The 12,655-nt window shown below is 66.4% G+C and carries 9 protein-coding genes; 3 read left to right on the top strand and 6 right to left on the bottom strand.

Annotated features, from left to right (window positions below):
- The first annotated feature begins 46 nt into the window (after window positions 1-46).
- The gene (locus SAC06_RS09545) at window positions 47-1,201 is read left to right on the top strand and encodes an NAD(P)/FAD-dependent oxidoreductase (protein WP_350258067.1); all 1,155 of its coding nucleotides are present in this window, start codon (window positions 47-49) and stop codon (window positions 1,199-1,201) included.
- On the opposite strand, the gene SAC06_RS09540 is transcribed toward SAC06_RS09545, so the two are convergent.
- The 5 genes from SAC06_RS09540 to SAC06_RS09520 all read right to left on the bottom strand — a co-directional run bounded on the left by SAC06_RS09540 (window position 1,184) and on the right by SAC06_RS09520 (window position 8,259).
- A complete protein-coding gene (locus SAC06_RS09540) occupies window positions 1,184-2,521 on the bottom strand; it encodes an Nramp family divalent metal transporter (protein ID WP_350258066.1) in 1,338 nt (445 codons plus the stop codon). The two genes, SAC06_RS09545 and SAC06_RS09540, sit on opposite strands and share 18 nt — an antisense overlap.
- 87 nt (window positions 2,522-2,608) lie before the next feature.
- Window positions 2,609-4,864, bottom strand: coding sequence for a 5-methyltetrahydropteroyltriglutamate--homocysteine S-methyltransferase (metE, locus tag SAC06_RS09535; RefSeq protein WP_350258065.1), 2,256 nt, complete (start codon window positions 4,862-4,864; stop codon window positions 2,609-2,611).
- Window positions 4,865-4,878: 14 nt separating this feature from the next.
- On the bottom strand, window positions 4,879-5,820 hold the full coding sequence (locus tag SAC06_RS09530) for a methylenetetrahydrofolate reductase (protein WP_350258064.1): 942 nt from the start codon (window positions 5,818-5,820) through the stop codon (window positions 4,879-4,881).
- A 145-nt stretch (window positions 5,821-5,965) separates the two neighbouring features.
- On the bottom strand, window positions 5,966-7,171 hold the full coding sequence (gene lysA / locus SAC06_RS09525) for a diaminopimelate decarboxylase (RefSeq protein ID WP_350258063.1): 1,206 nt from the start codon (window positions 7,169-7,171) through the stop codon (window positions 5,966-5,968).
- A complete protein-coding gene (locus SAC06_RS09520) occupies window positions 7,171-8,259 on the bottom strand; it encodes an amidohydrolase (RefSeq protein WP_350258062.1) in 1,089 nt (362 codons plus the stop codon). The genes lysA and SAC06_RS09520 overlap by 1 nt, the downstream gene beginning before the upstream one ends.
- Before the next feature lie 142 nt (window positions 8,260-8,401).
- Here SAC06_RS09520 and dapB point away from each other — a divergent pair, with 142 nt between their 5' ends.
- The gene (gene dapB / locus SAC06_RS09515; protein ID WP_350258061.1) at window positions 8,402-9,118 is read left to right on the top strand and encodes a 4-hydroxy-tetrahydrodipicolinate reductase; all 717 of its coding nucleotides are present in this window, start codon (window positions 8,402-8,404) and stop codon (window positions 9,116-9,118) included.
- Window positions 9,115-9,822, top strand: coding sequence for a 2,3,4,5-tetrahydropyridine-2,6-dicarboxylate N-acetyltransferase (gene dapD / locus SAC06_RS09510; protein ID WP_350258060.1), 708 nt, complete (start codon window positions 9,115-9,117; stop codon window positions 9,820-9,822). Before dapB ends, dapD begins: the two co-directional genes overlap by 4 nt.
- Here dapD and SAC06_RS09505 read toward each other — a convergent pair.
- Complete coding sequence (locus SAC06_RS09505) at window positions 9,819-12,611, bottom strand: FAD-binding and (Fe-S)-binding domain-containing protein (protein ID WP_350258059.1); 2,793 nt, start codon at window positions 12,609-12,611, stop codon at window positions 9,819-9,821. The two genes, dapD and SAC06_RS09505, sit on opposite strands and share 4 nt — an antisense overlap.
- Between the last annotated feature and the right edge of the window lie 44 nt (window positions 12,612-12,655).

The following is a 12,655-nucleotide window of genomic DNA, read 5'->3' as shown; positions in this document are numbered from 1 at the left end:
TGGCCTAGCTTGAAAGTGAAGCTATCTGGCGAAAAGAGGGGCAAAAATGTCGGGCATGGTCATAGTTGGTGGCGGTCTGGCCGCCGGAACCGCGGCGCGAATCCTGCGGAAAGAGGGCTATCAGGGTCCCGTCACGGTGGTGGCTCAGGAGCCGCAGCTGCCCTATCAGCGGCCGCCGCTGTCCAAGGGTTACTTGCAGGGAACCGAGGGTCTGGACCAGGTGATCCTCAAACCCGAATCCTGGTATCGGGAGCAGAACATCGACGTGCGCCCGCAGGTGAAGGCGGCCGGGATTGATCGGGACGACCACCGGGTCAGCCTGAGCGACGGGCAGGAGCTCACCTACGACAAGCTGCTGCTGGCGACCGGCGCCACGGCCCGGACCCTGCCCGGGTTCGAGGGGGCACTGACCCTGCGGACCCTGGCCGATGCCGACGCCCTGGCCCCCCGGCTCCAGGGCCGCCGCCTGGTCGTGGTGGGCTCGGGCTGGATCGGGATGGAGGTAGCGGCCACCGCCCGTCAACTGGGCGCCGACGTCACCGTCCTTTCACGAGGTGAAGTTCCGCTGTCTGCGGCCCTGGGGGAGAAGATTGGCCGGGAGTTCCAGCGGATGCACGAGGAGCACGGCGTCAAGTTCCAGCTGGGGGTCACCGTGGAGGGGATGACGGAAGAGGCGGTGCGCTTCGATGGTCAGGAGGTGCCAGCCGACGTGGTTGTGGTCGGGGTGGGCGCCACCCTGAACCTGTCTCTGGCCGAGGCGGCCGGCCTGGAACTGTCCAACGGCGTCCTGACTGACTCCTCGCTGGTCACCTCGGACCCGGATATCCTGGCCGCCGGCGATATTGCCAACTCATTCCACCCGAGCCTGGGTGAGCACCTGCGGGTGGAGCACTGGTCCAACGCGCTGGCCGGCGGCAAGGTCGCGGCTCGAACCATGCTGGGCCAGCAGGTCGTGCAGGATGAGATTCCCTACTTCTACACCGACCAGTACGACCTGGGGATGGAGCTGTCCGGATATCCGCCGCTGATGAAAGAGGCTGAGATCGTCATCCGCGGTGACCTGGACGCCCGCAAGTACCTGGCATTTTGGGTGCGTGAGGGGAAAGTGGTGGGCGGGATGAACGTCAACATCTGGGACATCAACCCCAAGATTCAGCAGGTGATTGGTCAGCCGGTTGAGGTGCTAGACCAGCAGTTCTAGCACCAGCTGGAAGTTCAGTGCGGTCAGGACCGCGGTGATGATCCAACCCGCGATGGCGGCCCACCGGGGGTTGGCGAAGGCGTCCCCCATGATCTTCCGACTGGAGGTGAACCACACCAGCGGGATCATGGAGATCGGCAGTGCCAGGGACAGGAACACCTGCGAGTAGATCATGATGTTGTCGAGCATGACCTCGTCCCCGCCGTACTTGACGGTCAGGATGATTACCGGGATCACCGCCAAGGTCCGGGTGATCAGGCGGCGCAGCCACATGGGTAGGCGCACCCGCAGGAACCCCTCCATCACGATTTGGCCGGTCAGCGTCCCGGTAATGGTGGCGTTTTGCCCGGAAGCGAGCAGCGCCACGGCGAACAGGGTGGACAGGACCGGGCTGGCGATGGCACCGGACAGGCTCGGGTTCTGCAGCGCATCGTAGACCGCGGTGAAGGTTGAGAAGTCGTCCCCGGCGCCGTAGAAGAGGGCGGCGCCCAGCAGAAGCAGCAGGCAGTTGACGAAGAACGCGGCGCCCAACTGCAGGTTCGAGTCCCAGGTGGCAAACCGCAGGGCACGTTTGACTTCGCCCGGATCCGAGCGGTCAACCGCCCGTGACTGCACGATTGACGAATGCAGGTACAGGTTGTGCGGCATGACGGTGGCGCCAATGATGCCGAGGGCCATGGTCAGCCGACCCGGTTCCAGCACCTCCGCCTGCGGGATGAACCCGGCGGCGATGGCGGCGAAGTCGGGGTTGGCCAGCGCCACCTCGTAGGCAAACACCAGCACGATGGTCAGGATCAAGGTGGCGACAATGGCCTCGATCTTCCGGAAACCGATCCGCAGCAACAGCAGCAGAAGCAGCACGTCGAGCACGGTCAGCAGGACCCCGACCAGGATCGGGAGGCCAAAGAGCAGGTGGAGGGCGATGGCGGACCCAAGTACTTCGGCCACCTCGGTGGCCATGATGGCCAGTTCGGCCACCACCCAGAGCGCCACTCCCATTCGTTTGGAGGTGTGCAGGCGGGTGGCCTGCGCCAGGTCCAGACCGGTGACGATCCCCAGTTTGGCGGAAAAATGCTGCAGCAGCATCGCCACCAGCGAGGACAGCAGCACCACGCTCAGCAGCAGGTAGCCGTAGCGGGAACCACCCCCGATGGAGGTGACCCAGTTGCCCGGATCCATGTAGCCCACCGCCACCAGAGCCCCCGGACCCGAGAAGCGGGCCAGGTTCCGCCAGAAACTGGCGTCCTTGGGGGGCATGGGAATGGTCGAGTTGATTTCCTCCAGGGATCGACCGTTGGCAGCGCGCAGGATTCCGGACATATTTCTAGTATACGAAAGATTTTCTTCGGGCAACCGAACTTTGGTCCCAAAGGGGTGGCCCGCCCCCGAAAGGACGGGCCGACGCGCCTACTGGTGGGCGCGCACCTCCTTGGCCGCAGCGACCATGTTGTGCAGCGACGGCTCAACCTGAGCGTAGGTCCGGGTCTTCAGCCCGCAGTCCGGGTTGACCCAGAGCCGATCGGCCGGAACCGCGGCCACCGCCTCGGACAGCAGCTCGCTCAACTCGGACACCTCCGGAACCCGGGGAGAGTGAATGTCGTAGATTCCCGGGCCAATCTGGCGGCTGAACCCGGTTGCCTCCAGCGCGGGCAGGACCTCCATGTGCGAGCGGGCCGCCTCCAGCGAGGTCACGTCCGCCCCGAGGGCGTCAATTGCGTCAATCACGTCGCCGAACTCGGAGTAGCACAGGTGGGTGTGAATCTGGGTCTGTGCCTCAACCCCGGAAGTTGCCACTCGGAACGAGCCGACCGACCACTCCAGGTAGGCGTCCTGGTCCTCCCGCCGCAGGGGCAGCAGTTCCCGCAGGGCCGGCTCGTCCACTTGGATCACACCGATCCCGGCCGCCTCCAGATCCGACACCTCGTCGCGCAGAGCCAGACCCACCTGGTCGGCAACCTCGCCCAGGGCCAGGTCGTCGCGAACGAAGGACCAGGCGAGGATGGTGACCGGACCGGTAAGCATGCCCTTGACCGGGCGGTCGGTTACCGACTGGGCGTAGGTGGACCAGCGGACGGTCATCGGCTCGGGCCGGGAGACGTCGCCCCACAGGATCGACGGACGAGTGCAGCGCGAACCGTAGGACTGTACCCACCCGTTCTTCGTCACCTCGAAGCCGTCCAACAGCTCCGCGAAGTACTGGACCATGTCGTTGCGCTCCGGCTCACCGTGGACCAGCACGTCAATGTCGAGCTTTTCCTGCAGGTGGATGACGTCGCGGATCTCCTGGCGGAGGCGATCTTCGTAGTCCGCGGTCGAAAGCTCACCGCGGGCGTGGGCGGCGCGGGCCTGACGGATCTCACCGGTCTGGGGGAACGAGCCGATCGTGGTGGTCGGCAGCAGCGGCAGCTGCAACTTCTCAGCCTGGGCTGCCTGGCGGATCGAGTAGTCTTCCCGCTCCCGGTCAGCCGGCTGCAGCGAGGCGGTCCGCTGGCGGATGGCGGGAACCTTCACCCCGGCGTCGGCGGCCCGCGTTGCAAGCGCCTGACTGGCGGCGGCCAACTCGGCGGAAATATCTTCCCCGTTGCGGCCGCGAGCCAGGGTCACCACCTCGGCAACCTTCTCTTCGGCGAAGGCCAGCCACGACTTTAGGTGCGGGTGGTCCCACTCTTCCCCGGCCACCGAGTAGGGGACGTGCTGCAGGGAGGTGGAGGTGGCAACCGAGACCGCGCCCGGCTGCGCCTGGAGCCAGGCCAGCTTCGCCTCCAGGTCGGCGCGCCAAATGTTGCGGCCGCTAATCAGGCCCGCCACCAGGGTCTTGTCGGCAAGCGGCGCGGGAGCCTGCCCGTGAACCAGGTCCGCGTGGATGGCCTCCACCGGAGTCTGAGCCAGCGCGGCCAATCCCTCGGTGGCCTCACCGTAAGGGGTGGTGACCAGCAGCTGCGGGCGGCCGGCGACCGACCCCAACCGCTGGTAAACCCGCTCGGCCAGGCCGGCAATTTCCGCACTGCTCAGTCCCAGGTTGTCGCTGGTCAGGCCCGGCTCATCCAACTGCACCCACGGTGCCCCCGCCTCGGCCAGGCGCACCAGCAACTCCGCGTAGACGGAGGTGACTTCGTCCAGCCGGTCGAGAGGACGGTACCCCTCCACCGCGGGCTTGGACAGCAGCAGGTAGGTGAGCGGGCCCACCAGCTGGGGACGCACCACGAGACCGGCTTCCCGCGCCTCCACAAACAGGTCGACCGGGGTGGTGTGCGCCAGGGAAATCGGCGTGTCGGGGCCAATCTCGGGAACCAGGTAGTGGTAATTCGTGTTGAACCACTTGGTCATCTCCAGCGGAGCGGTTCCCCCCTCGCCCCGGGCCAGCAGGAAGTATCCGGCCAGGCCGGCGGCACCCTCGAACCGCGGGGGAAGGGCCCCCAGCAGCCAGGTGGTGTCAAGCACCTGGTCGTAGAAAGAGAAGGAAGCCGGAATCGAGGCGTCCTCGGTCAGTCCCAGTTCGGCCAGTCGCCGGTAGCTGGCCAGGCGCAGGTCGCGCGCCACCTCGGTCAGTTCAGTTTCGTCGAGGCGGCCAGCCCAGAAACCTTCGACGGCCCGCTTCAGTTCTCGCTGGGCGCCGATGCGGGGATACCCAACAATGGTGGCGGAGGGGAATGGTGTGGTCATGAGTGTTCCTTTTCTTATTGATGAGCTGGCTGCCAATGACATCGGGAGGGCTGCTGGTCGGCGGGGGCACCGGCCCCCAGCAGCCCGGCGCGGGCCAGAATTTCCAGGTTCTGCCCGGCCTGATTGAAGGTGTACAGGTGGATTCCGGGGGCGCCTTCGGCCAGGACCTCGCGGACCAGGGCCGAGCCGGCTTCGATTCCGATTTCGATGGCGGCTTCCGGGGTGGCCGCCTCCAACTGGGCCAGGAGCGACCGGTCCGGGGCGACTCCGCTCAACTCGGCCACCCGGCGCAGGCGGCGCGGGTTGGTGGGCGGCAGGATGCCCGGCAGGATCGGGATCCGCACCCCGGCCGCCCGGGCCTCCCGGGTGAAGCTGAGGTAGGTGTCGGCCTGGTAGAACAGCTGGGTGATCGCGAAGGAGGCGCCCGCCGCCTGTTTCAGCAGCAGCCGCTCCACCTCCTGCGTGGAGGTGGTGCCGGCCGCGGGGTTGCCCGCCGGGAAGGTGGCGACCGCGATGATCAGCGGCCGAATCAGGGCGCGAAGCCGATCGGCGTCGGAGTCCTCCGCCCGGGCCAGGTCCCGCTCGCGCAGGAGGGCGATCAGTTCCAGCGACGACTTGAGTTCGTCCGGCTCGCGCTGGCCGCTGACCGGCGGGTCGCCGCGCAAAGCCAGGAAGGAACGGACCCCGGAGGACAGGTACTGGTCGACCACCCGGGTGGTTTCGGCCCGGGACACGCCCACGCAGGTGAGGTGGGCGAGGGGGCGGACCGGGACGTCGTGCACGAGGCGGGCGGTGACGGCGTGGGCCGTGTCCCGGTTGTGTCCGCCGGCCCCGTAGGTGACCGAAAGGAAATCCGGGGAGGTGGCCAGCAGTTCCTGGACGGTGTCCCAAAACTTGATGGAACCGGCCGGGGTGCGCGGCGGCATGAGTTCAAACGACAGGGTAGGGGAAGACATGGGTATACTCCAGCTCGACAACTAGGGAAAGGCTTAGTTGGAGCTGCACATTCGAAGGCGCGCGCCACCGACAATGGAGGCGTTGGTCTTCGAAGTCATGCCTCTACTGTGCCCGAACCGGGCCGGGTCGCAAAGACTATTCCACTTATTGGACAGTGAGAGTGGCGAAGTAGTCTTCGGCGCTCTGGGGTCGGCGAATCATCCGGGCCTGCCCGTCGGCACCGAGCAGCACTTCCCCGCCCCGCAGCTTGCCGTTGTAGTTGTAACCCATCGAGTAGCCGTGTGCGCCCGCGTCGTGAATCAGGAGCACGTCTCCCGGCTCCACTTCGGGCAGCCACCGGTCAATCGCGAACTTGTCGTTGTTTTCGCACAGTGACCCGACCACGTCGACCGGGTGGTCGGCCGGCTGATCTTTGCCCACCACGGTGATGTGGTGGTAGGCGCCGTACATGGCTGGGCGCAGCAGGTCGGTAGCGGAGGCGTCCACCCCGACGTAGTACTTGTAGGAGTGCTTCAGGTGGCGAACCGTGGTCACCAGCGCCCCGGCCGGACCCACCAGGTACCGGCCCAACTCGGTGAAGATGGCCGGTTTCAGGCCCTGGAGGCGAGTCTCATACTCCCGCCGGACTGCGGCGCCGATCGCGGCCAGATCCAACGGCTGATCCTCGGGCCGGTACGGGATTCCGAGCCCGCCCGCAAAGTTCAGGAACTCCACTTCGATCCCGAGCCGATCCCGGATCTCCACCGCCAGGTCAAACAGTTCCCGCGCCAGCGCCGGGTAGTAGTCGTTGTTGAGCGAGTTGGAGGCGGCCATGCAGTGGACACCAAAGCGGGTGGCCCCCAGCTCCCGCAGTCGTTCAAAGGCGGTGAAGACCTGGTCCCGGCGCATGCCGAACTTGCTCTGGCCCGCCTCGCCCATGATCTGGTTGGCAGAGCCCACCTCCGTGGCCGGCGCGTACCGGCAGCAGATGACCTCGGGAATGCCGGCCGTTTGCGCCAGGAAATCGACCATCTCCAGCGAATCCAGGTTGATGATCGCCCCCAACTCGCGGGCCTGCACGAACTCTTCAGCCGGGGTGTTGTTCGAAGTGAACATGATGTCCATGTTTTGCGCCAGGGTCAGTTCGGTCCCCGAAGCGCAGTCGGCCCCGCACCCCTCCTGGCGCAAAATCTCCAAGACTGCCGGGTTGGGCAGGGCCTTGACGGCGAAATACTCCCGGAAGCCCTCATTCCAAGCAAATGCCTGCTTTAGCTCCCGGACCCGCTGACGGATGGTCGCCTCGTCATACAGGTAGAACGGCGTCTGGTACTGGCAGAGCACGTCCGCCACTTGCTGATCGGTGAAAGTCATCAGATTCCCTCCAGGAACAGGAGCGTGCGCAGCAGATCCAAGCCGGAGTCCAAGGCCGCCTCATCCAGGTCGAAACTGGAAGAGTGCAGGGCGGCTTCGTTCCCGGTCCCAACGAAGAAGAACACGCCGGGTACCTCGCGCTGATAGAAGGAGAAATCCTCCCCGGTCATCTGCGGGTCTTCGATCCGGTGGATCGGGGCCAGTTGCTCCACCCGGGCCAGCAGCGCCTCGTCGTTGATCACCGGCGGGTAGCCGGCGGTGACGTCCACCAGCACCTGACAGCCGGTTTCCGCCTCGACCGACCGGGCTTCAGACAGGAGGATGGTGCGCAACTGTTCAAACGTCTGGTCGGAAAAGGAGCGCATGGTCCCTTCCAGGTGGGCGGTTCCCGCCACCGCGTTGCGGACGGTCCCCCCGTAGCCGTAGCCAAACGAAAGCAGGCGATGGCCCGGGACCTGCTGCACCTGGGCCTCCACCCGGGTGAGCAGGTGGGCGGCCGCCATCAGGGCGTCCCGCCCCTGGTCGGCCTTGGCAATGTGGACGCTGTGACCGATGACGTCGACGGTGATCTCAGAGGAGCGGGCCATCAGCGGACCCGGCCGAGAGGCAATGGTTCCGGCCGGCAACCCGGGCCACATGTGCAGGCCAAACACCGCCCGAACCCCGTACTGCTGGAAAATGCCGGAGCGGCAGATGCCCTCAGCCCCGCCGATGGTTTCCTCTGCCGGCTGGAAAATGGCCAGCACGTTGTGGGGCAGCTGGTCCAGATGCTCACCGACAAAGTCGCACAGTCCCAGCAGCATGGCCATGTGGGCATCGTGCCCGCAGGCGTGCATTTTGCCCTCGTGCTCAGAGCGGTACTCGCGATCAGGATCCTCGGTCACCGGAAGGGCATCCATGTCGGCCCGGAACGCGATCGTGTCCGGCGCGCCCGCGTCGAAGTAGATGCAAAGGCTGGAGGGGGCCGGCTCAATCACGGTGCCGGGCAACTTAGCCAGAGCCTTCCGCAGGTAGGCCAGGGTTTGAGGCAGGTCAAAATCCAGTTCGGGGATGCGATGTAGATCCCGGCGATAGTCCCTAATTGACACCTGCCCACCTCCGCGGTTGATTCGATATCGCCATCGTATGGGACCCCTCCGTCAAGTGCTATCCGGTTCCGACGATCGAACCGTGCTGTCAGAGGGCGCGGACCTGGGCGATACTGGGGGAAACAGGAATGGAGAAGAGCACATGAGAGTACTCCTGAGCGGATACGGGCGGATGGGCAAAATGCTCCATCAGCTGATCGATGAAGCTGACGATCTGGAACTGGCCGGTGTGATCGACGTCGACAACGTGGCTGAGCTGGCCCAGTGTGACTTTGGCGCCGACGTGGTCATCGACTTCTCCAGCCCCACCATTTTCCCCGAGCTCAGCTCCTACGTCCTGCGGACGAAGACGCCGCTGGTGTGCGGGGCCACCGGGTATGAGGAGCAGGGTCAGGCGGTCAAGTCCCTGGGGGATCAGATCCCGGTCATCTACACGGAGAACTACTCGGTCGGGGTCAACGTCATGGCTCAGGTCGTGGGGGAACTGAACCGACTGCTGGCCGGCTTTGACATCGAGCTGGTGGAAACCCACCACCGCTACAAGAAGGACGCTCCCAGTGGCACCGCGCAACTGCTGCTGCGGCAACTGGGTGAGCACCACCTCGTCTACGGCCGAAGCCCGGCCGACGGCGAACGCCAACCCGGCGACATCGGCGTTCACTCGCTGCGCGGAGGCACCGTCCCCGGGGAGCATTCGGTGATCTTCTACGGGGAAGACGAGACCGTCGAGCTGACCCACCGGGCGTTCTCACGCCAGATTTTTGCCCAGGGAGCCCTGACCGCGGCTCGGCGCCTAGTTGGGTCCGAGCCGGGCAGTTACACTTTCGCTCAGTTGCTTAGCAAAGGACAGGATGCATGAAAAAGACCGCCGAAGAGATCATCGAGTACATTTCGACCGCCAAGAAAGTCACCCCGGTCAAGCTGTACCTGAAGACCCGGACCCCGATTGATTTTTCCGCGGCCCCCTCGGCCCTGGTGCTGGGGGAAACCGACGCGATTGTGCTGGGCGATTGGGCCGAACTTCAACCCATTTTGGCGGCCAACCAGAGCGAGATTATCGACGTTGAGATTGAGAATCGGGCCCGCAACTCGGCCATTCCCCTCCTGGACCTCAAAGAGATCGAAGCCCGAATTGAGCCCGGCGCGATCATCCGCGACGAGGTGGTAATCGGGAAGAACGCGGTCATCATGATGGGGGCCCTCATCAACATTGGGGCCGAAATTGGCGAGGGCACCATGATCGACATGGGGGTGGTCCTGGGGGGCCGCGCCATCGTCGGGAAGAACTGTCACATCGGTGCCGGTGCGGTGCTGGCCGGGGTAATTGAGCCCGCCTCCGCGACGCCGGTGGTGGTGGAAGACAACGTCGTCGTCGGTGCGAACGCCGTGGTGCTCGAAGGGTGCCGGGTGGGCCAGGGCGCCGTGGTGGCTGCCGGCGCGGTCGTCGTCCAGGATGTCCCCGCCGGGGCAGTCGTGGCGGGAACGCCGGCCAAAGTCATCAAGATGAAGGACGAGAAGACCACTCAGAAGACGGCGCTGCAGGCTTCCCTGCGCAACATCTAGCGCTGGCCAAGCAGCAGCTGCGGCAAACTCACCCCGCGCACCCCGGCCAACTGTTCGGCCTGGGTGCGACACGAGTACCCGTCCGCCAGGAACACGGCCCCGGCCGCGTCCGGGTCCTGCAGGGCCGGCAGCAGGGCGTTTTGGGCGACCGCGACCGACACCTCGTAGTGGCCTCGCTCCATCCCGAAGTTACCGGCCAGGCCGCAGCATCCCTCCAACTGGGTGACCTCTGCCCCCAGCCGCTGGAGCAGGGCCGCGTCCGCCTCGAAACCCATCACCGCGTGCTGGTGGCAGTGCGGCTGCGCAATCACGCGCACACCGGCCAGTGACTGCGGGGGCTCCCAGTCCGGTCCCGGTCCCAGCACCGGATCGGTCAGCAGTTCGGCCAGCGTCCGAACGGAGGCCGCGACCGCTTGGGCGCGCGGATCGTCCGGCAGCAGGTCGAGCAGGTCGTCGCGCAGCACCGCGGTGCAGGAGGGCTCGATCCCGACAATGGGCACGCCCTGCTGGGCGGCGGGGCTCAGCACGTCCAGCAGCTGACTGAGCCGCTTCTTGGCTCCGTCCAACTGGCCGGTGGAAATCCAGGTCAAACCGCAACAGGCCTGCTGGGAGGGGATCCGGACCTGGTAGCCCGCCCCCTGCAGCAGCTCCACCATCGCCTGGGCCCCGCTCGGATCCAGGTTTTCTGAGAACGAGTCGGCCCACAGCAGCACATCGCGGCCCACGGTGGGTTGGCGGCGTCGTTTGAACCAGCGGCTAAACCGGGTGGTGGCAAAGCCGGTCATCTGGCGGCGCTGATCGATCCCCGCCACCGCGAACACCGCGCGCCGCAGGGGAGTGATCGCCAGCGCGCTGTTGGCCAGCGCCGCCACCGGCGGGAACGCGGAGACGAGGCGAGCCCAGCGGGGCAGCCACCCGAGCGCGTAGTGGTTCATCGGCCGGAGCTTACCCCGGTAGCGCTGGTAGGTGGCCTCAGACTTGTAGCGGGCAATGTCCACCCCGGCGGGGCAGTCGCGCCCGCAGGCCTTGCAGCTGAGGCAATAGTCGAGGGACTCGGCCAGTTCCGGGGCATCCCACCCGGCAACCATGGTGCCGTTGGCTACCTCTTGCAGCATCCGGGCGCGGGCGCGGGTCACGTCCTTTTCGTCCCGGGTGGCGCGGTAGCTTGGGCACATGAACCCGCCCGAGGTGGAGCGGCACTTGCCCACCCCGACGCAGCGGTGGACCGCCTTGGTGAAGTCGCCGCCGTCCTCCCGGAAGGCAAACCCGTTGGTGGCCAACGGGTGGGCTTGGGGCCGCCGAAGGTTCGCCGTCGGAGGTTCCGGGTTGACCACCACGCCCGGGTTGAGCAGATCCTGCGGGTCAAACAGGCCCTTGAACTGGGCGAAGAGGGCCAGCACCTCGTCTGAGTACATGTGCCGCAACAAGCTGGAGCGGGCCCGCCCATCCCCGTGCTCACCCGAGGTGGAGCCGCCGAACTTGGCGACCAGCGTGGCCGCCTCCTCCAAGAAAGTGCCAAAAGCCGGAACGTCGTCGGGATCGGATAGCGGCCAGTCAACCCGGATGTGAATGCAGCCGTCGCCAAAGTGGCCGTAGGGCAACCCGGTCAGCCCGTGGCGCTCCATCAGCTGCTCAAACTCGGTTAGGTAGTCGGCCAGGGCGGCCGGGGGAACAGCGGCATCCTCCCAGCCGGGCCAGGTGGGCACACCCGCCGGGGTTCGACCAGCCAGCCCAACCCCGTCCGCGCGAATACTCCAGAGGGCCGCTGCCTGCCCCGGGTCGGTGACCACCAGTGAGTCCTCAGCCCCGGCCCGCTCAATCAGTTCCCGAGCCCGCTGCTCCGCCTCGGCCGCCGTCTCCCCGGCCACCTCGCAAAAGAGCCAACCCTGGCCGCCCGGCAGCTGCGGAACCGAGCCTTTGGCCGCTCGCACCACCTCGACCAGACGCGAGTCCATCCCCTCAATGGCTTGCGGCCGTAGGGGGAGCAGGGTGGGGACGGCCCGGGCAGCCTCGATCATGTTGGGGTAGCCGAGAACGACCAGCAGGGGAGCGGGCGGCAGTGGGTGCAACTGCACGGTGGCTTCGAGGACCGACACGCAGGTGCCCTCGGTGCCCACCAGGGCCCGCGCGAGGGAACTGCCCTTTTCCGGCAGCAGGTGCTCCAGCGAGTAGCCCGACACCTGGCGGGTGAACCGGCCAAGTTCCCGCCGGATCGGGGCCAGATTTCGCCCGACCAACTCGGCCAAGCCCGGAACCACGTCCAGGTCGGTGCCCGCCTCGAACCGGTGTCCCTGCCCGTCGACCACGTCCAGAGAGACCACGTTGTCGGCCGTGCGCCCGTAGGCGAGCGCGTGGGGTCCACAGGCGTTGTTGCCAATCATTCCGCCAAAGGTGGCTCGGTTCTTAGTGGAGGGGTCCGGCCCGAACCAGAGGCCGTAGGGGCGGGCGGCCGCCTGCAGGTCGGTCATGACCACCCCGGGTTGGACCCGAGCGGTCCGGGCCTCCGGGTCGATGGAAATAATCCGGTTCAGGTGGCGCGAATAGTCGATGATGATCCCACCGCCGACCGCGTTGCCGGCGCAGGAGGTGCCCGCCCCGCGCGAGGTGATGGGCACCTCGTACTCGCGGGCGATCCGGTGGATGGCCAGCACCTCTTCAGTGGAACGGGGGAAGACCACGGCGCTGGGAACCACTCGGTAGTTGGAGGCGTCGGAGGAATACTCGGCGCGCCGACGCGAAGACGTGTCGGTCTCAGTCACTGCCTGCAGGGCGGCTACGTAGGAAGTCACACTGCTAGTGTTCCACGTCGGGCCGGGTTTCCTCACGCTCGAAC

This window comes from Scrofimicrobium sp. R131 (genome assembly GCF_040256745.1).
In the GTDB taxonomy this organism is placed as follows: domain Bacteria; phylum Actinomycetota; class Actinomycetes; order Actinomycetales; family Actinomycetaceae; genus Scrofimicrobium; species Scrofimicrobium appendicitidis.
The sequence above is the reverse complement of the archived record's forward strand: the minus strand, read 5'-3'. Positions and strand labels throughout refer to the sequence as shown.

Bases quoted from the DNA above. Each gene is read 5' to 3' on its own strand.
- SAC06_RS09540 (WP_350258066.1), bottom strand. From the start codon at position 2,521: ATGTCCGGAATCCTGCGCGCTGCCAACGGTCGATCCCTGGAGGAAATC.
- SAC06_RS09545 (WP_350258067.1), top strand. From the start codon at position 47: ATGTCGGGCATGGTCATAGTTGGTGGCGGTCTGGCCGCCGGAACCGCG.
- dapB (WP_350258061.1), top strand. From the start codon at position 8,402: ATGAGAGTACTCCTGAGCGGATACGGGCGGATGGGCAAAATGCTCCAT.
- SAC06_RS09530 (WP_350258064.1), bottom strand. From the start codon at position 5,820: ATGTCTTCCCCTACCCTGTCGTTTGAACTCATGCCGCCGCGCACCCCG.
- dapD (WP_350258060.1), top strand. From the start codon at position 9,115: ATGAAAAAGACCGCCGAAGAGATCATCGAGTACATTTCGACCGCCAAG.
- metE (WP_350258065.1), bottom strand. From the start codon at position 4,864: ATGACCACACCATTCCCCTCCGCCACCATTGTTGGGTATCCCCGCATC.
- lysA (WP_350258063.1), bottom strand. From the start codon at position 7,171: ATGACTTTCACCGATCAGCAAGTGGCGGACGTGCTCTGCCAGTACCAG.